Source organism: Antrihabitans stalagmiti (assembly GCF_016482825.1).
GTDB lineage: Bacteria > Actinomycetota > Actinomycetes > Mycobacteriales > Mycobacteriaceae > Antrihabitans > Antrihabitans stalagmiti.
Genome location: NZ_JAEMNV010000005.1, coordinates 46047 through 69279 on the forward strand (window position 1 = coordinate 46047; position 23233 = coordinate 69279).

A 23233-nucleotide genomic window follows, 5' to 3' on the forward strand; every position below is an offset into this window, starting at 1 on the left:
GTTCAGGACCGCGGGCGCAGTCCGTCCAGCATCTGGGTCACGACGTCGGACAGCATCTCCTCGGCAAGTTCCGCCGGGGCAAAGCCGGAGCTGACGAAGGTCGCGAGTCCCTGCATGCTCGCGAACGCTGCGAGGCCGATCCGCTGGATGTCCCCAGCGACGACGTCGCCGTCGGCCTGACCGCGGGCGATCAACGCGACCGGTGTCAGAAAAGCCGCTTCGGCCGCCGCGGGCAGTTCGGTGCCGGCGTTCGGGCTGTGCTTGCGGGCGAACATCAGCTCGAGCAGGGCAGAGTTCTCGATCGCGAACCGTAGGTATCCGCGCGCGATACCTTCGAGTTGTTCGGCAAAGGTGCCTCCGAGGACCGCGGTCGAGAACAACGTGTCCAACCGCTGAAACCCACTGAGTGCCAGCGCATCCAGCAGCGCTTGCTTGTCGCGAAAGTGACGGCTTGGCGCACCGTGGCTCACGCCGATATCGCGCGCGAGTTGACGCAGCGACAGGCCGTCGACACCGGACTCGCGCAACGTCTCCTCGGCGCGAACGAGGAGTTCACCGCGCAAGTCCCCGTGGTGATAGGAGCGGGGGCGAGTGAAAGTCATAGCCACTGCAGAATACCGAACATTCCGCAAAATGTTGGCATTGACTACTTTGTTGTCAGTGCCTACATTGGTGGCATGACAAATTCCAAGTGGACCTCGGCTCAACTCCCATCCTTCGACGGCCGGACCGTCGTCATCACCGGCGCCAACAGCGGTATCGGCCTCGTGACCGCTCGCGAACTCGCTCGGGTCGGCGCGCGCGTCGTCCTTGCGGTCCGCGACCCGAAGCGCGGCGCCGAGGCAGCCGCCTCCATCACAGCGGGCTCGACCAAGGGCAGCGTCGAAGTTCGCCAACTCGACCTCGCCGACCTGTCCTCGATTCGGCGTTTCGCCGACGAGTGGACCGGCGACATCGACGTCCTCGTCAACAACGCAGGCGTGATGATTCCGCCGCACGGCGAAACCAAGGACGGCTTCGAAACCCAGTTCGGCACAAACCATCTCGGCCACTTCGCACTGACGAACCAGCTGCTCCCCCATATCACCGACCGCATCGTCACGGTCGCCTCGCAGGCGCACCGACGCGGCACGATCAACCTCGACGACCTCAACTGGAAGACGCGCAGCTACAACCGCATGGGCGCCTACGGTCAGTCGAAGCTCGCGAACCTGCTGTTCTCCCTCGAACTACAACGTCGACTCGACGACGCAGGCTCACCGCTGCGCGCGCTCAATTCGCATCCGGGCTGGTCCGCGACGAACCTGCAGTCCCACGCCGCCAACCCGATCGCAGACTTCGGGATGAAGATCGGGAACATGGTGCTTGCGCAGGACGCCGACGCAGGCGCATGGCCGAGCCTCTTCGCCGCGAGCCAGGACATCCCCGGCGGCAGCTACGTCGGACCGAAGGGTCTCTACGAGATGCGCGGCAACCCGAAACTGGTCGGCCGCACCAAGGAAGCGGGCGACAAGGAACTGGCCAAGCGCCTGTGGACCGCATCCGAGGACCTCACCGGCGTGAGTTTCCCAGCGGCGCAGCTCACGAGGCGCTGACCTCGCCTACCGCCTCCCTGCGCAGATCAGAGCGAAGCGCTCGTCGGCATCGGTCCAGGTTTGTTCGACGTCGAAGCCGGCGGCGGCAAGCTCGCGACCGATTCCGTCGAGGGTGAACTTCGCGGAGATTTCCGTTCGCAATTGTTCGCCTGTGCCGAATGCGACCGTCAGTCCGAGATCTCCGACGTGGACCGTCATGTCGGCCGTCGCTTCGAGACGCATCTCGATCCACTCGTTGTCCGCATCCCAATAGGCGACGTGGGAGAAACGATCGGGCTCGAAGTTCGCCGACAGTCGATTGTTGAGGACATGCAAGACATTTCGGTTGAACTCCGCGGTCACACCCGCGGCGTCGTCGTAGGCCGGAACGAGTATCGCCGGGTCGATCACCAAACCGACGCCAACGAGCAACTGCTCGCCCGTTTCGAGAACCGCGGCGATGCTTGCCAGAAACTCCGCCCGCTCGGCGGGCACCAAATTACCGAGCGTGCCGCCGAGAAACGCGATCATCCGGCGCCCGCCGGTCGGCAGGTTATGCAGGGTGTCGGTGAAGTCGCTGACCACGCCGTGCACCTGTAGTTCTGGATAGTCGCGACTGAGCGCCTCGATGGCGCTACCCAATGCGGCCGGTGAAACATCCTGCGGCACATACTGTTCGAGGGTGCCGTGCGCGGTCATCGCATCCAGGAGCAGTCTGGTCTTGTCCGACGATCCCGAACCGAGTTCGACGAGGATCTGCGGTGCACTCACCGCGGCGATCTCGGCTGCGCTGGCTCGCAGCAGCTCACGCTCGGTGCGAGTCGGGTAGTACTCGGGCAGTTCGGTGATCTGTTCGAACAGTTCGCTACCCCGTGCATCGTAGAACCACTTGGGCGGCAACCACTTCGGTGACGCCGTCAGACCGACACGCGCATCGGTTCGCAGCGCCTCTGTCATCTGCTCCTCGGAGAGGTGGATCTCCAGGGTCGGTGCTGTCATCGAGCAACTCCTCGGTATCGGTCGTCTGCACAAGACGAGGTCATAGGGATTCGATCGCAACGTGCCCAGGACGGACCGTGACGACCGAGCGGTCGTCGATCGGCTGCCATCGGGGATCGTCGTCGTACGGTTCGGAACTCACAACTGCACTCGTGTCGTCGACGAGGACCGACAGTGAGTGGTAACAGGTTGTCGCCCATAGCTGTTCGCCGTCACCGAGCAGCAGATTCACCCGCGCCTCACTTCGCTCGGCGACGACGCGGCGGACCACTTCGGTCAAGGCCTCCGACGGGTCGGCGCCGCGCTCGAGCAACGCCCGGACCAACAACCACAGCGCGGCCGAATCGGTGGAGGCTTCGAGTTCGAACGGGTCGACGCCACCGACCTCCTTCGACACGGCTGCGCATACCGCTCGCCAGTCGGGCACTACACCGTTGTGGCTGAAGGCCAAGCGACCCGAGGTGAAGGGCGCACACGCAGTACGTTCGACCGGCATGCCGACCGTTGCCGACCGCACCGCGCCGAGCACGGCAGTCGCCTCGATCTGCGACAGCACGTCGTCGACGGCAGGATCGGTCCAGATCGGCGCGGCGTTGCGGTAGCGAGTCGGCTCAACATCCTGGGCATCGAGGGCATCCGTGTCGCCCGGAGCCTGCGCAGGCCACCACGCGACGCCGAACCCATCCGCATTGATCGTCCCGCCACCACGCATCTCGCGTGGGGCCCACGACTGCACGCGGAGCGAGTGCGGACCGCGGGTGATCGGTTCGCTCACCGGCACAGCCGGACCGAGATAGCCGAGATGACGGCACATGTCCGCTCGCTACCGCCCGCCGCGGGTCGTATCGAGAACATCACGCGCACAACGGAACCCGGCAAAGATCTGCCTGCGGATCGGGTGGTCCCAGTTGCGGAACGTCCCGCGGCAGGCGACCGAATCGGTTCCGAACGAGCCGCCGCGCAACACCCGATAATCGCCGCCGAAGAAGACCTGCGAGTACTCGGCATAGGGAAACATTTCGAAGCCCGGGTACGGCTCGAAGCTCGACGACGTCCACTCCCACACGTCACCGATGAGCTGGTGCACACCAGCCGGTGACGCACCCGCCGGGTACGCACCGACATCGGCAGGTTCGAGATGACGCTGACCGAGGTTGGCAGAAGAGTCGGTCGGATCGGCATCACCCCACGGGAATCGACGTGACCTTTCGGTGTCCGGATCGAACCGGGCAGCCTTCTCCCATTCGGCTTCGGTCGGCAGTCGTTTGCCTGCCCACGTCGCGTACGCCTCCGCTTCGAAGTAGCAGACGTGCATGACGGGTTGGTCGGGACGAAGGGGGGTCATCGTGCCGAACCTGCGACGCCACCACCGCCCGCCTGCATCTCGTTCCCAGAATTCGGGCGCGACCAACTGCGCCTCCATTCGATGCGCCCAACCGCGGTCGGACCACAGTTCGGGCCGGTCGTAGCCATCGTCGGCGATGAAGGCCAGGTATTGCTCGTTGGTCACCGGTGCGACATCGATGGCGAATGCAGGAACGTGGCGTCGATGGGCAGGCCGCTCGTTGTCGAGCGCCCACGGTTCCGTCGAAGTGCCCATCGTGAACTCCCCTGCGGCGATGACAACCTCGCCGCCGACTACGCGTCGACTCGGGGCGGGCGGTGCGGCGGCGGCCAAAACCGCGTGGCCACTGCGTAATTGGTGCGTCGCCAACATCGTCTCGGCATGCTGTTGCTCGTGCTGGGCGATCATTGCGAACGCGAAGCCGTCGTGTTCGAGCCGATTTCCGCGCAGTGGTGACGTGTCGAGAATGTCCCAGACCTTGTCGCGAACCTGCCCGACGTAGGTCCGAGCTTCGACGGGACCGAGCAGCGGCAGCTGCGGCCGATTCGAGCGGGCGTGTTTGAAGGCGTCGTACAGCTCGTCGATGTCGCTCCGGACCGGCTCCCGACCCCCGACGTCACGCACCAACCACAGTTCCTCCTGGTTCCCGATGTGCGCGAGATCCCAGATCAACGGACTCATCAGCCGAGAATGCTGAGCAACCAGTTCGTCTTCGTCCAGACAATCCGTCAGCGCAGCCGATCGAGCCCTGCTCCTCGTCAGCGCGGCCGCAAGTTCGGTCCGCAGTGCTTCTGTCTCACTCATCGACCTGCGTCCTCTCCTCGTTCGTCCGCTCCCGGTGCAACCCCGTTGCGACAGCGCTTTGCCGCAGCACGCAACGCCGTGCGCGCATCGGGCCACTCCGTGTGCTCGGCGGCCAACTCGAACAGGGATACCGCCGTCGCACGAAGCTCTGCGTCTGCCAGCCCGAACTCTGCAGCGTCCCACCATCTGTGCGCGGTACCCGCTGCCAGCGCCGTCGCCGATGCGACCGATTCCGGTGTGGACAGCAGCGCATCGAGCACCTGGATCGGAACCGCCCACAGGTGCCCGGGCTGGGCATCGATGTAGCGAACCTCCAGATGACCGGACGCCCGCACGGGTGGAAACAGCGTGGTCAGGTGATAGGAGAGATCGCACCGGGTCGGACGCCTGTCGATGAGGTCGTCGAGCGATCCTGCAATCCAGTCTGCGAACGTCGCGTCGGGCGGTGCCGCCCAGTTCGCGCCCTGCTCGCCGACCACGCAGAGCAACGGAACGTCGAGCGCCCACTGCGCGTATCGGGCGATCGGATCGGTCGAATCACCGAGCGGCGGCGAGGTTCGGGATCGATCCAACTGCAGCCACGTCCGCATGCGCTGCGACGCCCACCGGCCTGCCGGCGCGCCTGCCAAGGTCGGGGAACATGCAAAGGCAGCGAGCAACGCCGGGCCGATGGCATCGAGTGCGTTCCACCGTGCAGCGACGTCGGCAGCATCGCGGCCTGCATCGACGCTGACCTGAGTGGCTGCGGTGTTGCACATCATCAGGGTTCCGAACGGGCCGATGCTCGCGAACCGATCCTCCATCGCGGTGTAGCGGGAGGCTCGCAGCAACCGCTCGGGCGGCCGATCTGCGTCCGTCGGACGCGCGAGGGCTGCAATGGACTCGGTGGCGAGGAGTGTGCGCAAATATTCTTCGTCTTCTTGCAACGACCGGCACAGTTGCTCGGCGGAAGAAAACGGTGCGCTCGAGATTTCGATCTGGCCGCCGGGTTCGATCGTGATGTAGCTGCCACGAGGAAGTGGGTCGGCGGGCGAGGAGGGATCGAGCGATTTCGGTGTGTGCGGTCCCAGTGCCGCCGCGATCGTGGCAAGGCTGGGTCGGGTGGAGAGTGTCGGCGAATTCGGACAGTCACCGTTACTAGAGGCTTGCCGGACGGTGAGCCATTCGAGTTCGGCACCGATGAGTGCGGGTGGACCGAGTTTGAAGCACACACCCCCGACGAACGCTTCGGCAGCAGCCCGCGTCGTGAGCAGAGAGTTGTCCAGTGCCATCGCCATGATGACCTCCGATCCTTGGCGGGTGGGTCCGGTACAGGCGATCGTAGAGACTGCCACCGACAGTAAATGGATATCAGCGTGACGGCGAGCATGACGTTCATGAACTCGTCATAACATCCGTGCACAGCGAACGCTGTATCCAGCTGTAGGTACTGTCGCGATCATGTTCGATCTCGAGCGCGTACGCGAGGACACGCCCGGCTGCCGGGAGACCGTGTTTCTCGACAGCGCTGGTTCGTCGTTACCCCCGCAGGTCGTCGTCGAAACCATGGTCGACCACCTACGACGCGAGACGCAGATCGGCGGCTACCGCGCGGGCAGCGAGCGACTCGACGACCTGGCCGAGGTCAAACGCTCGATCGCAACGTTGCTGAATGCGGCCGAGCCTGCGACGTCGATCGCGTTGAGCGACAGCGCATCACGGTCCTGGACCGACTTCTTCTACGCCGTCCCGCTCCACGCGGGCGACCGCGTCCTGATCAGCGAAGTCGAGTACGCGAGCAACGCGATCGCGGTACTGCAACGGGCGCGGGCAACCGGTGCGATCGTCGATGTAATTCCAAGCGATTCCACCGGGCAGATCGACCTCACCGCGCTGGAAAGCTTGCTCGACGATCGAGTGCGGTTGGTGTCGCTCGTTCACGCGCCGACCAACGGCGGCCTGGTGAACCCGGTCGCCGAAGTCGTCGAACTTGCCCACCGAGTCGGCGCGCTCGTGCTCCTCGACGCCTGCCAATCGGTGGGACAGTTGCCCGTCGACGTAGCGGCGCTGGGTGTCGACGCCCTGTCCGCTACGGGCCGCAAATGGCTGCGCGCACCTCGTGGAACCGGGTTCCTCTACGTCCGTGCCGAGCTGGCCGCAGCACTGCAGCCTGCGACCCTCGACCTCGGTAGCGCCGCGTGGACGGCGGCGGACGACTACACGGTCGCCGCAGGTGCCGCGCGGTTCGAATTCTGGGAACACGACGTCGCCGCCCGACTCGGCTTCGGAGCCGCATTGCGGTACCTGCTCGACCTCGGCCCCGACACGGTCTACGCCCAGGTCGCCGAGCGCGCGGACTACTTGCGCACAAGCCTCGCCGAGCTACCGAACGTCACGCCCCTCGACCTCGGCAGCCACCGAAGCGGGATCGTGTCGTTCACCGTGGCAGGCGTCGAGCCCGAAAACGTCAGGGACCGACTCGCCGCCGACAACATGATCGTGACGGTCAGCCACCGCAGCTCGACACTGCTCGACATGACAGCGCGAGGCATCTCAGCGCTCGTCAGAGCGTCGCCGCACTACTTCGTTTCCCATGACGATCTCGACAGTTTCGTCGCCGCTGTCGCGTGCCTGTGACAGCGGCGAGAGCTCGAACCGAAGCAACCGAATTCGTGTCGTCGCAGGTAGAACACACCGGTTAACAACGCCAACGAGCGATGCGGTAAAGTTCTCGCGTTGTCTCGGCGAGGGTGACTGCGAAGTGTCAGCTTGCTTCGCTCACCGTGATCGACGCGGACACGGCTCCCCGGCCGTCCTGTCCTCGTCTGTCCACTCTGCCGAGACGAGTAGACCATTGCCGGATCGTAAATCGAAGTTCTAGGAGCCGTTTCATCATGTCCTCAGACGTCAATCGTCTCGAAGCCATCGTCCGCACCGAGTTCGGTAAGGGCGCTGCGCGTCGTACCCGTCGTGCCGGCCAGGTTCCCGCCGTTCTCTACGGCCACCAGACCGATCCGCAGCACCTCGCGTTGGATTCCCGTTCGTTCGCAAAGGTTCTGCGCGACAACGGCACCAACGCCGTGCTCCACCTCGACATCGCGGGCAAGGAGCAGATCGCGCTCACCAAGTCGGTCGTCGTTCACCCGATCCGTCGCTACATCGAGCACGCCGACCTCCTCGTGATCAAGAAGGGCGAGAAGGTCACCGTCGACATCCCCGTCGTCGTCACAGGCGACGCCGCACCCGGTGCCGTTGTCGCACAGGACGCGAACACCATCTCCATCGAGGCCGACGTCATGTCGATCCCTGAGCAGATCGAGGTCTCGGTCGAAGGCTTCGAGATCGGCACCCAGGTCCTCGCAGGCGAGCTTGTGCTGCCGAAGGGTTCGACGCTGCAGGCCGACCCCGAGACGCTGATCGTCAACGTTGTCGCACCGCAGGCCGAGGAAGAAGAAGAGACCGAAGAGGCTGAAGGCGAAGGCGCCGAGGGCGAAGGCGACGCTGCCGACGCCTCGAGCGACTCCGAAGAAGGCTAGAACCCACTGCCCATGTCCGATCCGACAACGGGCTCAGCGCTCGTTGTCGGGCTGGGCAATCCGGGTGCGCAGTACGAGAACACCCGCCACAACGCCGGATTTATGGTCGCCGACGTTCTGGCAGCTCGCTCGGCGAGCACATTTGGCGTGCACAAGAAGTCCGGCACAGATGTTGTCGAAGCGCGGCTCGGCGATCGCAAAGTTGTGATCGCCAAGCCGCGCTCGTACATGAACGTGTCCGGCCCGCCGGTGGCTGCGCTCGCCCGATTCTTCTCCATCGATCCGGGCAGCATCGTCGTCGTCCACGACGAACTCGACCTGGACTTCGGAACCGTTCGGCTCAAGCTCGGCGGCGGCGAAGGTGGCCACAACGGGCTCCGCTCGATCTCGAGCTCGCTCGCAACGAAGGACTACTTGCGCGTGCGCTTCGGTGTGGGTCGTCCACCGGGCCGGATGGATCCCGCCAGCTATGTGCTGAAGCCGTTCTCCACTGCGGAGCGCAAAGATCTGGGTGTCGTCTGTGAAGAAGCTGCCGACGCCGTCGAGCTGCTGCTGCAGGTCGGCCTGGAAGCCGCGCAGAACCGACTGCACTGAGTCGGACTACCCTCGACACCTGACTGCTTCACCTACGAAGAGGACCTCCCGTGACTACCCCGCCCGATTCGGCCGACGTGTTCGCTGACGACGCCGCCGACGGTGCACCGGTGGAGCGGAGCGAGGGGGATATTGCGCCGGTGGAGCGGAGCGAGGGCAAAGCTTCGCAGGTCCTTGCGGAGGAAGTGTCGCGTCGTCGTACGTTCGCGGTCATCTCGCATCCCGACGCTGGTAAGTCGACGCTCACCGAAGCCCTTGCGCTGCATGCAAAAGTCATCTCCGAAGCCGGCGCGATCCACGGTAAAGCGGGCCGTAGGTCCACGGTGTCCGACTGGATGGAGATGGAGAAGGCTCGCGGTATCTCGGTGAGTTCGACTGCGCTGCAGTTCAATTACCGTTCCGCGGGCAGTTCGGTCGACAACGTGATCAACCTCGTCGACACCCCTGGTCACTCCGACTTCTCCGAGGACACCTACCGCGTCCTCACCGCCGTCGACGCCGCGGTCATGCTCATCGACGCCGCGAAGGGTCTGGAACCGCAGACCTTGAAGCTCTTCCAGGTCTGCAAGCATCGCGGCATTCCGGTGATCACCGTGATCAACAAGTGGGACCGTCCGGGTCGGGCGCCGCTGGAACTGCTCGACGAGATCAACGAACGTATCGGCCTCGTCCCGACTCCCCTGTTTCTTCCTGTCGGCATTGCCGGCGATTTCCGTGGGCTGCTGCGTCGAGGCGAGGACGGCGTCGCCACCGAGTACATCCGCTTCACGCGTACCGCAGGCGGAGCGACTATCGCGCCCGAGGAAATCTTGACTGCCGAGGCCGCCGCGATCCGCGAGGGCGAAGAGTGGGAGACGGCTGCCGAGGAGAGCGAGCTGCTCTCCGCGACCGGCCAGGACCACGACGAAGAATTGTTCCTCGCTGGACAGACGTCACCGGTCATCTACGCCTCGGCGATGTTGAACTTCGGCGTCCGTCAGATCCTGGACACTTTGATCGAGCTGGCGCCGCCACCACGCGGGCGCGCGGCAATCGACGGTCGGGAACGTGAGGTCACCGATCCGTTCAGCGCTGTTGTATTCAAGGTGCAGGCCGGCATGGATGCCGCCCATCGCGACCGCCTCGCGTTTATGCGCATCGTGTCGGGAGTGTTCGAGCGCGGCATGGTCGTCACCCATGCCCAGACAGGCAAACCGTTCACGACCAAGTACGCGCAGACGGTGTTCGGCCGCGAGCGATCGACGGTCGAGAGTGCGTATCCGGGCGACGTCGTCGGACTGGTCAATGCCACTGCACTGGCACCGGGCCACACGCTGTATGCGGACAAGAAGGTCGAGTATCCGCCTATCCCGTCGTTCGCTCCCGAGCATTTCTCTGTGTTGCGTGCCGAGAGCGCGAGCAAGTACAAGCAGTTCAGGCGGGCGGTCGACCAGCTCGATTCCGAAGGCGTTGTTCAGGTGCTACGCAACGAGATTCGTGGCGACGCCGCGCCGGTGCTTGCTGCGGTCGGGCCGATGCAGTTCGAGGTCGTCTCCGCTCGTATGAAGGCGGAGTTCAACGTCGAGGCACGGATGGAACCGCTCGGCTACGGGATCGCTCGGCGCACCGACGCGGAATCGGCGGACGAGTTGGGTCGCCAGCGCGGGGTCGAAGTCTTCACCCGGTCCGACGGTGTGCTCCTCGCACTCGTCAGCGACAAGTGGCGACTGCAGTACATCCAGAAGGAAATGCCGGAACTCACCCTCGAACCGCTGGTCGCTGCGGCCGACTAGGCCGCGGCGCCGGTCGTGCGTCTTTTCGGCGCGCCCGCCCACCAAAAGGACTCACGAGGCGCGGAGCGCCCTTACGGCCACAGTGTCTCCCGGAGCCAGCCATCGGACGTGCGCCGATAGCGCCAGCGCTGATGACGTCGGCCCGGTTCGGCTTGCCAGAACTCGACCGTGTCGGCTTCGAGGCACCAGGCTCGCCAATGTTCGGGTACCTGATCCGGATGGTCGTCGAGCTCGGTCGCCGCCTCGTCGACACGCGCTGCATAGTCACCCTCGTTGCTGAGCACCTCGCTCTGCCTGCTTGCCGTAGCCACAGCCTTCGCGGTTCGCGACCGCTCGTGAAAATCACGCGCAACGGCAGCGGCCGAGCCTTCGCTCACCCGGCCTGCGATGCGTACTTGGCGACCGACCGAACTCCAGTAGAACGTCAGCGCCGCAGCAGGATTGGCGGCAAGCTGCCGCCCTTTGGGCGAGAACGACGGACCGGAGAACCACCAACCGTCCGCTGTGACGTCCCGCAACAACAACACCCGTGCGTCCGGCGCACCGGAACCATCGACGGTGGCCAACACCGCTACATGCGGCTCGGCGACACCCGCATCGATCGCGTGCCCGAGCCAGTCGAGAAAGACCGCGTCGGGGACTGCGTCGGGATCGGGTTCACTACGTCCGTCCTCGACGAGCTGCGCCATCGGAACCGTCCGCAACCAGGCGCGAACGTCGCGGGACGCACTCAATCGGACCCGGCTTTCGGCGGACCGCTCAACATCCAGCGATGGCCGAACGGATCGATCAGCGTCGCGTTTCGTCGACCGTGGCCTTCGGAGATCCACCGCTCGACGGTTCCGCCCGCATCGTGCGCGCGCTGGAGCACCACGTCGGTATCGGCGACCGGAAGCATCAGGCTCACCGACGTCGACCCGGACTCCGGCGCAGTGAGGCCCATCTCTGGAAACTCCTCGGCCAGGTAGACCACACCGCTCGGCAACTGCAGTTCGGCATGCCCGATCCGGCCGTCGTCCATCACGATCGGATCACCGATCACAGTGGCGCCGAACGCACTTCGGTACCAGTCGATCGCCGCCTGCGCACCACGAACCGTCAGATAGGGCAGGGCACCCGGTCGAGGAAAGTCCGCAGGCGACGTCATCACGCCGACCGTGGCTGGTGCATCGCCCAGCGATTGGACGTCAGCTGGAAGCTCGGCACATCCTTGAGCGAGACCACAACCTCGTAGGTGCGCTCGTAGCCGGTGTGGGCGATTCGCCACTCGCCGTCGTCACACAGGACGTACCGGTCGGAGTAGAAGGCGGCGCCGCGCAGCACCATGTTGTGTTCGGGGATCAGGACGGTGTCCGCGAGATACCAGATGCCGGTGGCTGTTTCGCCATCGATATCGATCTCGGGATGATCGCAGTGGTGCTCGGTAATCACGTGCGGGCCCAACGTATTGCGCATGAAATCGACGAGAGCGTCCCGCGACTCGAATTGCAGGTCGACCCCGTAGGTAGCGGTCGCGTCAGGGGTGAGGGTGTCGGCGAATTCGTCCCAAGATTTAGTATCGAGGCAACGAAGATAGCGATACTTCAGTCGACTGATGGCCGCAACGGCCTCGAGGTCCATGCTGCATACCATCTCACCCGCGACCGGATATCGATAGCCGAATTACAAAGTTCAGCTGTGCTTTTCGACCGGGAAGCAGGTTTCGCAGAAATCCTCGCCGAATGCGGACAGCCGCATGCTCTTGCGAGCGATCTTGGGAACGCGACCGGCCTTCTTCATCGCGTCCGCAACATTGGGCTGCACTTCGACGACCATGTACAAACTCAGTTCGGTCGGCTCGTCGGAAACCCAGACCAAACCGAGTCGAACGAGGTTCACGAGATAGGACTTCGCGCGTTCGGGACGACGGCAACCCGCCTTCTCCGGAACCATGCTGAGATTGGACGCGATGGTTTCCGAGCCGATTCCGAGCGGACGATTGGTGCGCACGTCGACGCACGGCTGCGGACCGTTCATCGCGAGATACCGAAGAATGCGTGCTTCGTCGGGAGCCAATTCTTCGAGAATTCGGTCGAAAGCCGGGTGCAGGTCGTCGGAGCTGTACACGTCGGCCGATTGCGCAAGAAGCGCTTCGCCACGCATCCGCAATTGATCCGAGGTGGCACGCGCCGTTATCGCCTGCATCGGCTGAGTCGGCGACGAACCGAGTCCGGACGGGACGTAGGAAACGATTTCGCGAACCGAGGCGTCGGTGACGCCGAGCGTGTTGCGTGCCAGCGACCGAATCGCCGAGCCTGCCCGCTCCGCGATCTCCTGGTTGGATTCGCCGTCCATCGCGGCCTGCACGATCTGCCGACCGACGTCCACCGCGGATCCCGTAGCGCGAAGCGCCGATCCCGCGAGCAGGCTCGCAAGCCTGAAGCCACCGCGTATGAGGCGTGCCTCGTTGCTGATCTGACGCTGCCCGTTCAGTGCTATCTCGTTGCTCATCATTCTCACATCGGAAATATCGCTAGATGAAGGAACCCGGCGAAGGCTCCAAGTACACCACCATGAACAAACAGCAACCACTCGTCTTGCTTGACTGCTGCACGAAGCAGCTCACCGAAGTCTCTGTTGCTGAGCTTACTCATCTGAGTTTGCACGAATGTGCTGATCTTCTTCGCCTGTTGGTCGGCAAACTCCGGGTCGTTCAAGATCTGCGGCATAAATTCCAGCGCTGCAGGCATCACCGCGGCCTTCATCCGCTCGTACTCTTTGCTGCCGACCGCTGTCTTGACCGCGAATCGGGCACGACCGACAGCTTCGTCGACCGTGTCGCGCATCGTGTTCTCCAGCAACAACAGAGAGCGATCCGAGCGCGGACCGGTCAGCAGTTCCTGGCTGATGTTGTCGAGCGTGATCACGTGTTTGGAGAACGTCTCACCGAATCCGACCGCGATCTCGTCTCGCCGCTTGAGCAGAAGCCCTTGCTTCCATGGCACCCATTTGTTGCGTTCGAGTGGTTCGAAGATCATCGTCAGACCGATGTAGTTGACGACCCACCCGATGATGATTCCGCCGATCGGCAACACCCACCAGTGCGGCAGCAGTTGCAACACGCCGACGAGGACGAAGCCGCACGGCAGTCCGAAGTAGAAGCCGAAGTTCTGCATGAAACGCAGTTCTTTTGCGCCCATCGTTCTGAAGATGTCGTTGAGCAGTTTGGGGTTCTCGGTGAGAATTCGAATCGCCATGTACTTCGCGTCGATCAATTCTTCGAGATGTTCGCCGATCTGATCCGCAATCTTTGTCGCATTCGCGGGAAGATCGTCTTCGACTTTCTTGTAGACGACTTCTTTCGCAAAATTCGGCAGGTTGTACCAGAGCCGAGGATTTTCTTTGATCATGATGCTGTCGACGACGGCGCGGATCTGCGGCAGAAACGTCTGCGCGAAATGTTGGGCGATGCTGTCGGGATCGAGCTCGCGGTAGAAGTCGGAGATATTGCCGACCTTCACAAGGCTCTTGTCGACGGCGATGCTCGCCATCTTCTCCGCACGTGAGGGCACCATCCCTTGCCATCCGAAGCGGTGACCGTCCTTGAATACGGGAAGGACCTGCACTCGTCGCGGCCAATAGGGGAACAAGAACTTGAGGCCGGGAAGGTGAAACCCTTTGAACTCGATCGGCACGAACAACATCAGGACGCCTGTCCAGTTCGTGATGTACCCGATGACTCCCGTGAACAACGGGATGGTGATGAGCTCCATCAACAGGTGATGGTCCACGAACTACGCACCTCCGAACTATCATTCTCGAGCCGGTCGCCCTGATTCCATTCACCGTTCACCGGGCGTGGTAGAAACAACTGCGGCCGCGGTAGACGCACGCGAACATTACCGTGCCCATCCCCCGATTCCCCATTTCGCGGATGTGTGGTAGGCCATTGCCACCGGGCGCTCTGCATCGACATTCGACACCGGCTCGCCGTGCCCTGGTGGTAGCGTCGAGTCGCGCCGTACCGGTGTCGATCAGGGGCTTTCCGAACTGCAGTAACAATCGATCAGAACGAGACCGGCAGTATTGCGGCCTGCGGTGGCGACAGTGAAAAGGACGAGCGGAATGGACGCGTATCCAGGCATTTTGGTCGGGGCAGACGGAAGTTCGGATTCCGAGGTCGCGATAGAACTGGGTGCGGCTCTCGCCGTCGGGCTCGCTGTCGGCGTCACGGTCGTGACGGTGTGGGACGGCTACACGAACGTTCCGGAACCGCAGAGTTTCGAGTGGGCACGCGAGGCTTCCGAGACCGCGCAGGCAAAGCTGCGCTCGCTCGGCGTGACGGATGTCTCTGTACTGCAACCCACGGGAACCCCGGCGGACCAGCTGGTTGCGGTGAGTGCGGACCATCCCGATTCACTTCTGATCGTGGGTGGCGCAAGCCTCGGCAACGCGAAGGACCGCGTGCTCGGCAGCGTCGCCAACCGCCTGTCGCACCACAGCGAGTCCGACGTCTTGTTCGCCCACCACACGTTGCCTGCACGCTGGCAGTCGATCGCCCTCACCACGGATGGATCGACGACGTCACGTCAGTCGGTCAGGCGCGGAATGCAACTGGCGCACGCGATGGGGGCAACCCCGCACCTCGTCACGGTCGCGAAAGATCAGGAAGAGGGCGAACGACTGATGTCGGCGAGTATCGGTGAACTCGAGTTCGACGAGCCCGATACCGAACTCGTTCGTGACGTGCTGATCGGATTGCTGCCTGCCAAGGCACTCGTCGAGGCAGGCCCGGACTACGACTTGATGGTCATCGGCAACCGCGGCATGAGTGGGGCATCGAGGCTGCTCGGTTCGGTCGCAAACAAGGTCACACACGGCCTGGAGACGAACCTACTGCTCGTGAACACCTCGTCGGACTGACGTTCGGTCAGCGGTACCGCTGTCGGCCGATGCTGTGACGCTCGCCGCACGGTAGACGTTTCGCGCGGTTACATAAACTGCATCCGCGCCGATAACCCCAGCTAGAGCGCGTTTTGTGCCGCGCCGTGTTGCGCAGGTCACGCCACGGGGGGTCGATGAGAGGGCGGTCTCATTCCCCTTCCATCCGGATTGCGCGGACCCGAGACTTGGTTGCACAAGGCAATGAGCGATACGGGACAACCCCAGGTCGTTCATCCGCAATCCTGACAAAGGAGACACCATGTCCTCGGTTCCAGTTCTCATCGTCGGCTACTTTTTCGGCGCCATGAGCCTCGCGTGGACCTATGCATGGCTGGTCGTCCCCGTCCTGGTGATCGCATGGTTGCTGCTGTTCGTCCCGAACGAAACCTGGTCGAGCATGCGTACCTCGATCGCCGGACTGTTCGGCGGATCGAACGCAGAGCCGGCAACGGCCCGCGTATCCCTCGACAAGCGGGTCGCATACAGCCGCTAACCCGACGAGTTCTATTTACACCCCCGGTCCGAGACCGGGGGTGTATTTGCGTCCAGAGGTCGTTTCAGAAAATGGCGATTGTGCGCGCGCTCACAATGCAGGGGTGCATTGTGAATGCACTCGCTTTTACTTTCTAAAAGAGCTGTCTGCGCTGGACAATGGCGTTGTACAGAACAAGAGCGCCCGAGCAACGATGCCGCGTTCCAATGGAAGAAATTCGCCCCTTGGAGGCAAAGATGTCCGGAATTCCGATCGTAATTATCGCGTTCTTCTTCGCCGTCGTGGATTTCGCCTGGCGCAACGTGTGGCTCGTGGTGCCCGCGATGATCGCGGTCTGGCTGTTGCTGTTCGTGCCGAGCCGCACGTGGGCGAGCATGCGGGCGAGCATCGCGGCCCCGTTCCGGCGCAGGGCGAGCGCACCTCCGGTCTCGACCCCGCTGTCCGAGCAGCCTCGACGCGAGCTCGTACACAGCAAGTAGCGAAGCAAGAAGGGCAACCGGGACACCTCCGCTGCTAGCTTTGGGGTTCATTCGTCGCAGCCGACATCCAGTTGCGCCGATCGGAATCCGGAGGTCGAGTGCCTGCCCACACTGGGTTACGACGGCTGTTGATCGCCATCGGAGCTGTCGTCGCGGCTGCCCTGGCTCTGGTCGCCGGATCCATCCTCGTCTCGGTTCCGGTCAGCGGCGTCAGCATGACGCCGACCCTGTCCGACGGCGACCGCATCGTCGTCGATCCGTGGTCCGATCCTGAAATCGACCGTTTCGACATCGTCGTCGCAAAGTTCTCGACCAACGGCGCGCAGGTGGTCAAGCGGGTGATCGGCCTACCCGGCGATCGCGTCAAGATCGAGAAGGTAGGAATCCGCACCGGGATCGTCTCCGTCCAACCCGGCGGTATGGGCCCATGGCAGATCGTCGACAACCCGGCGTGGAACGCACGCTGGGGACCCACTGCGAGCAACTGCTGCACAGCGGCTGGGAAGATGACGAATGTCGTTACACCACAACTTGTTCCGGACGGAATGCTCTTCCTGATCGGAGACAATTTCGCCGCCTCCGACGACTCGCGCGGGCATGGCTGGGCACCGGTCGAGCTGGTACGCAACACTGCGGCCTGGCGGGTGTATCCGATCGGCGCCATCGGACGTATACCTGCCGGGGTCACGCTACGCCCGGCTACCTGAGCAAGGCCGTAGTCGACGGGCCGCCGAGGTACGGGTGCTAGTTTGACCGCAGCCGATCTCACGGACGCTCTCGCTCCGTCGTACGTAGCAGGAGGCGCAGGTGCTGCACCAATACAACACACTGTTGATGGAGCTGATCACAGTGCCGTTGTTCACCGGCATCATCGGCTACATCACCAACTGGACAGGCGTGTTGATGCTGTTCAAGCCGCTGACCTTCTACGGCTTCAAAGTGCCGGGACTCAAGACGCTGTTCCCGCTGCTACCCAAGAAGATCCAGGTCCTGCCGCTGATTCGATCCGACGGCAAGATCGGCTGGCAGGGCATTGTGCCGTCGCGGGCGGACAAGATGGCCAGCCTCGCGGTCGACAAAGGTCTTTCCAAACTGGGCGGGGTGTCGGACTTCTATCGAACGATGGATCCGGACCAGATCGCCGCCCATTTCACGACAGTTGCCGAAGCCGAAATCCGTGGCGTCGTCGAGAAGATCATCGAGCGCGAAAATCCGACGCTGTGGCGTAACCTACCGAGTCCGATCAAAGAGGCGATCCACGCCAGGATCAAGCAACAGCTACCCGAGATCGTCGAAGCGCTGAAGGTCGAAATCGGCGAGAACATCGACGAACTCATCGACGTCAAGCTGATGGTCATCAAGCATTTCAGCCAGAACCCACAGCTGCTCAACGACCTCTTTATGATCATGGGCCGCAAGGAACTGACGTTCATGCAGAACTTCGGCTTCTATTTCGGCGTCCCCATGGGCTTCGTGCTTGTCTTCTTCCTCGAATACGTACACCGCGAGTGGTACGTCCTGCCGGTCGGCGGCATCATCATCGGCTGGGTCGTCAACTACATCGGCATCAGCATGATTTTCGAGCCCGTTTTCCCGAAGTGGTTCTGCCCGTGGCGCCAAGGTCTGCTGCTCAAGCGGCAGCCGGAGATCACCGTGCTGTACGCAGAGATGGTCGCCGAGAAGGTCATGACGCTGGAGAACATCGGCGACGAGCTGCTGCACGGACCGAGTGGTGACCGCACGATGGCACTGCTCGAACACACTTTGAAACCGGCGGCGGACAAAGCCGTCGGGCCCGCGCGCTTGATGGTCAAAGTGGCGATGGGCAGCAAAGAGTACGACCGCCTCAAGGACTCGATGAGCACCGAGGTCACGGCCTTCGCTCCGATGATCTACGAGGACGCGGAGTTCGGTCGCGAGCAGTCGTCGAAGATCAAGGAATTCATCGCCAAGCAGATGGCCCTGATGGGACCCGACGACTTCGTCCAACTCCTGCGGTCTGCGATCAAACAGGACGAGTGGCTGTTGTTCGTCCACGGCGGCGTTCTCGGAGCATTCGCCGGATTCCTCCACCTGGCCATCTTCGGCGTGTAAATTCGGCGCCCGATTCTTGGGCGTCCAATTTTTTGCTGTCCAAATCGTTCGCGACTCGATTCACAAATTCTTTTCACGTCGCGACGGTGGGGTTCTACGGTTGGCGGTCGGAAGAATTGGGCGAATGCGCCCCCCGCGCCAGTGGCCCGATGGTAGCGTCATCCCCCGTCGAGCTGGGGAGAATTACCAGCTCACAACGTCGATGACCACACGAAATACATCGAGTCGGGCCAGACTGCTGTGCCGTTCCCCGGCGTCGGAAGGATCAACAAATGGAGTCATATCCGCGGGTGATCGTCGGAACGGACGGCTCTCCAGACGCCACCGCAGCCGTACGAATCGGGGCTTTCATCGCCAAACAACTGGCGGTGCCGCTCGAAGTGATCACCTCGTACGAAGACGACAGCAACGGACCCGACGACAAAGGCCACGACTGGGCCGTTCGTATCACCGACGACGCCGCGGCGCTCGCCCGCGAAATCGGCGCAACCGACGTAACCACCCGGCCTGCCAAGGGCGACGCCGACGACATTCTCATCGCCGCCTCGACAACCAACCCCGACGCGCTGATCGCGGTCGGGTCGGCCGGCCTCGCCAAGGCGACCAGCCGCTTGGTCGGAAGTACGTCGAACAAGCTCGCCCACCACAGCCTCGCCGACGTGCTCTACGCGCGCGAACCAGCGCCGAAGGTGTGGAATTTCGTTGCGCTTGCAACGGACGGTTCGGACACGGCAGTGAAGGCCGTCCGAAGGGGCCTCGCCCTCGCAGTCGGCATCGACGCAACTCCGCGCCTGGTCACGGCTGCAAAGAACGTCGCGGACGGCGAGCGCACACTGGCCGAAACGGCCGAACAGGTCCAGGGCGACGCCCCCGGTGTCGAAATCGAACGCGAGGTTTTCGAAGATCCGCAGGCAGGCAGCGCGCTGATCGCCAAAGCCTGGAAGTACGAGCTCGTCGTCATGGGCAACCGTGGGATGAGCGGCGCCTCTCGCCTGCTCGGTTCCGTCGCCAACAAGGTGACGCACGGTATCGAAACGAATCTGCTGCTGGTGAACACCACCCGCGTGTGAAGAGATCCGCCGCCCGATCGGCGGCGGAAAACCGTTCGGCCGTCGCCATAGACGAGCCGAGATCGACAGGTGCGACCTGCCTGCGCAACTACCGGGCAATCCGGCCTGTCCTGCCCCGCTCGACCAATGTTTATGAGTCATTTCCAGGACGGCGCAGACCGCCGCAGTCCAAGATAAGTCCTACTGGCAATCGACCCAGCTGCACGTGTTCACAAGGGAGCGTTCGTCTTGTCCGAGATACCTAGCAACTTGTTCAATATCCCCTGGGATGCGTTGACAGACAGCAAGTTTGTGCTCGAGATCGTCAGCATCCCAATCTTCAGCGCTATCGCGGGGCTACTGACGAACTGGACCGGAGTCTTGATGCTCTTTGCGCCGGTGAAATTTACCGGCTTCTATGTCCCCGGCCTCAAAACTTTATTCAATTTCTTTCCACGAAAAGTGCAAATTCTCCCGGTGTTCGCACCGGGAGGCATCCTCGGATTTCAAGGCTTCATACCTGCTAGAGCCGAAAAAATGGCCGCGATCTGTTGCGACAAAGCCATCCTGAAGATCGGCAATGTGAAGGACTTCTTCCAAGAACTCGATCCCGAGGCAATCGCCGAACACATCGCGGTGCTTGCAAAAGTGCAGCTGCGCGACATGGTCGACGAAGTAATGGCCACCCAGCATCCGGCGCTGTGGAAGGACTTCACACCGCAGATGCGCGAAGTGCTCTACCAGCGGGTCGACACGGAACTGCCCTCGATCACCAAGCACGCGTTCGAGTCGATCGGCGACAACGTCGACCAACTGATCGACGTCAAGTTGCTCGTCGTCGGCTACCTCCGTAAGAACCCGGGCGTCCTCAAGGACATCATCGAAGGCCTCGGTGGCCCCGAACTTCGGTTTATGGTTCGCATCGGGCTGATGGGTTTCCCACTCGGCCTTCTGCTGGCGATCTGGCTGCACTTCTACCACTACATCCCACTGATCGGGGCACTGCCGGGTTGGTTGATGGTGCTCATCGGCGCCGCAGTCATCGGTGTTCTCGTCAACATTCTGTGCATCAAGATGGTGTTCGAACCGGGCGACCCCCAGCCCCGCTACAAGTACATCTGGAAGCAGGCCAAGTTCGCCAAGCGACAGCACGAAGCCGCGGGCGACTTCGGCCACGCGATCGCCTACCAGGTGCTCACACTCCCCAACATCGCACACGAACTGCTCGAAGGCCCACGCGGCGACAAGACGCAGAAGCTGTTGCAGGCGGTCATCGGCCAGGAGATCACCCGAGTCCTCGGACCGATGAAGACCATGGTTCGAGCCGCCGTAGGCGGTAGCGAGCTGGATTCGATCCTGGAAGGTTCGCAGCGCGCAGCACTCGACTTCGCGCCGAGCGTGCTCGAAGACGTCGAGTTCGGCAAACTCCAGGCCGAGAAGCTCGACAAATTCGCGTCGCAGAAACTACGTGAACTCACCCCGGGTGAGTTCATGGAAATGTTGTACGCCGCAATCGAACAGGACGCGTGGCTGCTGTACGTGCACGGCGGTCTACTCGGTGTTGTTGTCGGTGCCGTCCACATCCTTATTTTTGGAGCCTGATCATGACTCACGCTGCCCCAGAAAACGACAAAGAAATAACCGAGACCGAAGCAGCCGCCACCTCGAGCAGTGGCGGCGCCGGGCTTCTCGGCGACCTGGCAAAAACCGGTGTCTCCACCAACCCGAGCGATGCATCCGGCCTGGCCAAGTTGGCAGGCAAGTCGCTGCTACGCGCGATGGGTGCACTGACCAAGGGCTCGATCGACACAGCCAACGAGATCGCGCACGAGATCAGCGCTGGCGAGCCGATCACCGAGATCGTCGATCATCGTGTCGAGCAGGTGCGTTCGGCGGCGTGGAATGCCCTCGGTATGGACGACCGTGTCAGCTCGTCCGGCAAGCGCGGTGCGACGTTCAAGGATCTGAAACTGCAGGGTGACGCCCTCATCGACATGTCGTGGAACGTCGCCAACCAACCGCGGGAGGAACATCCGGCGTTCAAACAGATCCTCGACGCGCTGGTACCGGACGAAGCACGCATCCTGCGCTTCCTCGCTGTAGCCGGTCCACAGCCTGCGATCGACGTTCGAACCAAGACGCCGTTCAACGTCGGTTCCGAACGCTTGGCCGGCGGTATCAGCTACATCGCTGACATGGCAGGCTGTGCCTGGCCGGATCGTGATCAGCACTACCTCGCCAACTTGAATCGTCTTGGCCTGGTTCGCTTTTCCGAAGAGCCGGTCGAGGACTACCGCCGTTACTCGTTGCTGTCGGCGCATCCGACCGCTGACGAAGCTCACGACAAAGCCAAGAAGACGATCGACATCTACCGCAGCATCTACCTGTCACTGTTCGGCAAGCAGTTCTGCGAAGCGTGCTTCACGATGGACGGCTACGACGCGGGCGGCTGGGTCGACAGTGCCTACGAAGACAACATCGTCGGCAAGGGCAGGCGCACTTACCAGGGTAAACACCACTAGCCACACCGCCGACAGGCACGCCCTCGACAACGTCCGATCGTTCGCACGTCGCGGACGGTCGGACGTTGTCGTTGTCGTCGTTGCAGAGCTTGGAGTCCGACAGTTTCGAGGTGGTGAGCAGTGGTTATCGACGAACGGCCCACCAATACCTTCGTTCGACGTGTGAACGAGATGGTCGCGCTCTCGCGGCCGAGCGTCTGGATCACGTCGCTGCTGCCCTTCTGCCTCGGCTACGTGCTCGCGACCCGACAGTTCCTGCCGCACAGCTGTACGCCGTTCACAGCGGATTGCGTGGGTGACATCCGCCCACTCGTCACGGGCGTCGTCGTGATCGGCCCGCTGTTCTGGCTTGCAACACTTGCCATCAACGACGCCTTCGATCTCCAAGGCGACCTCAACAATCCGCGTAAGGCGGGTTCCCCGCTGACATCCGGGCGGCTGTCCCCCCGGACCGCCACCTGGGTCGCCTACGCCGCCGCGACGGTTACCCTGCTTGTTGCCGCAACGGTCGATCTGTCCACTGCCGCACTGATGTTCACGCTGCTGACGCTCGGCTGGGCATACAGTGTCCCGCCGCTCCGTCTGAAGTCGCGGCCGGGTTGGGATGTCGCTGTCAACGCGGTGTCGATGGGTGCACTCGCCATGTTGGCCGGCTGGAGCGTGGTTCGACCCATCGGCGAGTTTCCCTGGATCATGGTGGTCGAGGGACTGCTGGTCGGCTGCGCCATCTACCTACCGACGACGCTTGCCGACTACGACGCCGACGTCGAAGTCGGCTACACCACCGTCGGAGTTCGCCTCGGCCATCGCCGGACCCACTACATCGGTCTTGCGATGTTTGCGGCGGCGTGCGCGATCGCGATATTTCTCAGCGCGATCGACCACGTCTTCCCGCGGCAGATGCTGCCAGTGCAGGTGCTCGCTGCACCGATCCTGCTCGGCACCTATCACGCCGTTCTTGGCAGAGCCCGCACTCAACCCGAGGTAGTGCGGGGTCTGGTTCTCCTCATGTCGATGTTCACGGCCCTCAATATCGTGTTCGCCGTGATGTACGTTGGCTGGATCTAGGG

Annotated in this window: 24 protein-coding genes; 14 read left to right on the forward strand and 10 right to left on the reverse strand. The window is 62.9% G+C overall.

Annotation, left to right across the window (positions count from 1 at the left end):
* Positions 1–2: 2 nt before the first annotated feature.
* The gene (locus tag JGU71_RS16465; protein ID WP_199705375.1) at positions 3–602 is read right to left on the reverse strand and encodes a TetR/AcrR family transcriptional regulator; all 600 of its coding nucleotides are present in this window, start codon (positions 600–602) and stop codon (positions 3–5) included.
* 75 nt (positions 603–677) lie between these two features.
* Here JGU71_RS16465 and JGU71_RS16470 point away from each other — a divergent pair, with 75 nt between their 5' ends.
* Complete coding sequence (locus tag JGU71_RS16470; RefSeq protein ID WP_199705376.1) at positions 678–1595, forward strand: oxidoreductase; 918 nt, start codon at positions 678–680, stop codon at positions 1593–1595.
* Between the two features lie 6 nt (positions 1596–1601).
* Here the strand turns inward: JGU71_RS16470 and egtD are convergent, their stop codons facing one another.
* The 4 genes from egtD to egtA are packed head-to-tail and all read right to left on the reverse strand — an operon-like array spanning position 1602 to position 5999.
* Positions 1602–2573: an L-histidine N(alpha)-methyltransferase gene (egtD, locus tag JGU71_RS16475; RefSeq protein ID WP_199705377.1), complete on the reverse strand. Its 972-nt coding sequence runs from the start codon at positions 2571–2573 to the stop codon at positions 1602–1604.
* Between the two features lie 40 nt (positions 2574–2613).
* Positions 2614–3387 (reverse strand): ergothioneine biosynthesis protein EgtC, encoded by a 774-nt coding sequence (egtC, locus tag JGU71_RS16480; RefSeq protein WP_199705378.1) that lies wholly within the window; start codon positions 3385–3387, stop codon positions 2614–2616.
* 9 nt (positions 3388–3396) lie between these two features.
* Positions 3397–4722 carry an ergothioneine biosynthesis protein EgtB gene (gene egtB, locus JGU71_RS16485; protein ID WP_199705379.1) on the reverse strand — a complete coding sequence of 442 codons (1326 nt, stop codon included), beginning with the start codon at positions 4720–4722 and terminating at the stop codon, positions 3397–3399.
* Positions 4719–5999, reverse strand: coding sequence for an ergothioneine biosynthesis glutamate--cysteine ligase EgtA (egtA, locus tag JGU71_RS16490; RefSeq protein ID WP_199705380.1), 1281 nt, complete (start codon positions 5997–5999; stop codon positions 4719–4721). Before egtA ends, egtB begins: the two co-directional genes overlap by 4 nt.
* A 163-nt stretch (positions 6000–6162) precedes the next feature.
* Here egtA and JGU71_RS16495 point away from each other — a divergent pair, with 163 nt between their 5' ends.
* From JGU71_RS16495 to JGU71_RS16510, 4 genes are all read left to right on the forward strand, one after another.
* Positions 6163–7338 (forward strand): aminotransferase class V-fold PLP-dependent enzyme, encoded by a 1176-nt coding sequence (locus JGU71_RS16495; RefSeq protein WP_199705381.1) that lies wholly within the window; start codon positions 6163–6165, stop codon positions 7336–7338.
* Positions 7339–7595: 257 nt separating this feature from the next.
* Positions 7596–8237, forward strand: coding sequence for a 50S ribosomal protein L25/general stress protein Ctc (locus JGU71_RS16500; protein WP_199705382.1), 642 nt, complete (start codon positions 7596–7598; stop codon positions 8235–8237).
* Positions 8238–8249: 12 nt separating this feature from the next.
* Positions 8250–8831: an aminoacyl-tRNA hydrolase gene (gene pth / locus JGU71_RS16505; protein WP_199705383.1), complete on the forward strand. Its 582-nt coding sequence runs from the start codon at positions 8250–8252 to the stop codon at positions 8829–8831.
* 131 nt (positions 8832–8962) lie between these two features.
* Positions 8963–10603 carry a peptide chain release factor 3 gene (locus JGU71_RS16510; protein WP_372433200.1) on the forward strand — a complete coding sequence of 547 codons (1641 nt, stop codon included), beginning with the start codon at positions 8963–8965 and terminating at the stop codon, positions 10601–10603.
* Positions 10604–10674: 71 nt separating this feature from the next.
* Here the strand turns inward: JGU71_RS16510 and JGU71_RS16515 are convergent, their stop codons facing one another.
* From JGU71_RS16515 to JGU71_RS16535, 5 genes are read right to left on the reverse strand one after another with little or no spacing between them, the layout of a single operon-like run.
* Positions 10675–11292 carry a pyridoxine/pyridoxamine 5'-phosphate oxidase gene (locus tag JGU71_RS16515; RefSeq protein WP_199705384.1) on the reverse strand — a complete coding sequence of 206 codons (618 nt, stop codon included), beginning with the start codon at positions 11290–11292 and terminating at the stop codon, positions 10675–10677.
* A 41-nt stretch (positions 11293–11333) separates the two neighbouring features.
* Entirely contained in the window at positions 11334–11750 is a 417-nt protein-coding gene (locus JGU71_RS16520) for a VOC family protein (RefSeq protein ID WP_199705385.1), read from the reverse strand.
* Positions 11750–12223: a nuclear transport factor 2 family protein gene (locus JGU71_RS16525; protein ID WP_199705386.1), complete on the reverse strand. Its 474-nt coding sequence runs from the start codon at positions 12221–12223 to the stop codon at positions 11750–11752. The genes JGU71_RS16520 and JGU71_RS16525 overlap by 1 nt, the downstream gene beginning before the upstream one ends.
* A gap of 51 nt (positions 12224–12274) precedes the next feature.
* Positions 12275–13093 carry an Abi-alpha family protein gene (locus JGU71_RS16530; RefSeq protein WP_199705387.1) on the reverse strand — a complete coding sequence of 273 codons (819 nt, stop codon included), beginning with the start codon at positions 13091–13093 and terminating at the stop codon, positions 12275–12277.
* Between the two features lie 5 nt (positions 13094–13098).
* Positions 13099–14373, reverse strand: a complete 1275-nt coding sequence (locus JGU71_RS16535) for a DUF445 domain-containing protein (protein WP_199705388.1) — start codon at positions 14371–14373, stop codon at positions 13099–13101.
* A gap of 334 nt (positions 14374–14707) precedes the next feature.
* On the opposite strand from JGU71_RS16535, the gene JGU71_RS16540 reads away from it, so the two are divergent.
* From JGU71_RS16540 to JGU71_RS16580, 9 genes are all read left to right on the forward strand, one after another.
* Positions 14708–15505, forward strand: coding sequence for a universal stress protein (locus tag JGU71_RS16540; RefSeq protein WP_199705389.1), 798 nt, complete (start codon positions 14708–14710; stop codon positions 15503–15505).
* 280 nt (positions 15506–15785) lie between these two features.
* Positions 15786–16019 (forward strand): hypothetical protein, encoded by a 234-nt coding sequence (locus JGU71_RS16545; protein WP_199705390.1) that lies wholly within the window; start codon positions 15786–15788, stop codon positions 16017–16019.
* A 236-nt stretch (positions 16020–16255) separates the two neighbouring features.
* Positions 16256–16498, forward strand: coding sequence for a hypothetical protein (locus JGU71_RS16550; protein WP_199705391.1), 243 nt, complete (start codon positions 16256–16258; stop codon positions 16496–16498).
* A 98-nt stretch (positions 16499–16596) separates the two neighbouring features.
* On the forward strand, positions 16597–17205 hold the full coding sequence (gene lepB, locus JGU71_RS16555; protein ID WP_199705392.1) for a signal peptidase I: 609 nt from the start codon (positions 16597–16599) through the stop codon (positions 17203–17205).
* A 100-nt stretch (positions 17206–17305) separates the two neighbouring features.
* A complete protein-coding gene (locus JGU71_RS16560) occupies positions 17306–18592 on the forward strand; it encodes a DUF445 domain-containing protein (protein WP_307829685.1) in 1287 nt (428 codons plus the stop codon).
* 272 nt (positions 18593–18864) lie between these two features.
* Positions 18865–19662, forward strand: a complete 798-nt coding sequence (locus JGU71_RS16565) for a universal stress protein (protein ID WP_199705393.1) — start codon at positions 18865–18867, stop codon at positions 19660–19662.
* Between the two features lie 456 nt (positions 19663–20118).
* Positions 20119–21243: a DUF445 domain-containing protein gene (locus tag JGU71_RS16570; RefSeq protein WP_307829686.1), complete on the forward strand. Its 1125-nt coding sequence runs from the start codon at positions 20119–20121 to the stop codon at positions 21241–21243.
* Between the two features lie 2 nt (positions 21244–21245).
* A complete protein-coding gene (locus tag JGU71_RS16575) occupies positions 21246–22163 on the forward strand; it encodes an Abi-alpha family protein (protein WP_199705395.1) in 918 nt (305 codons plus the stop codon).
* A 120-nt stretch (positions 22164–22283) separates the two neighbouring features.
* Complete coding sequence (locus JGU71_RS16580) at positions 22284–23231, forward strand: UbiA family prenyltransferase (protein ID WP_199705396.1); 948 nt, start codon at positions 22284–22286, stop codon at positions 23229–23231.
* Positions 23232–23233: the final 2 nt, after the last annotated feature.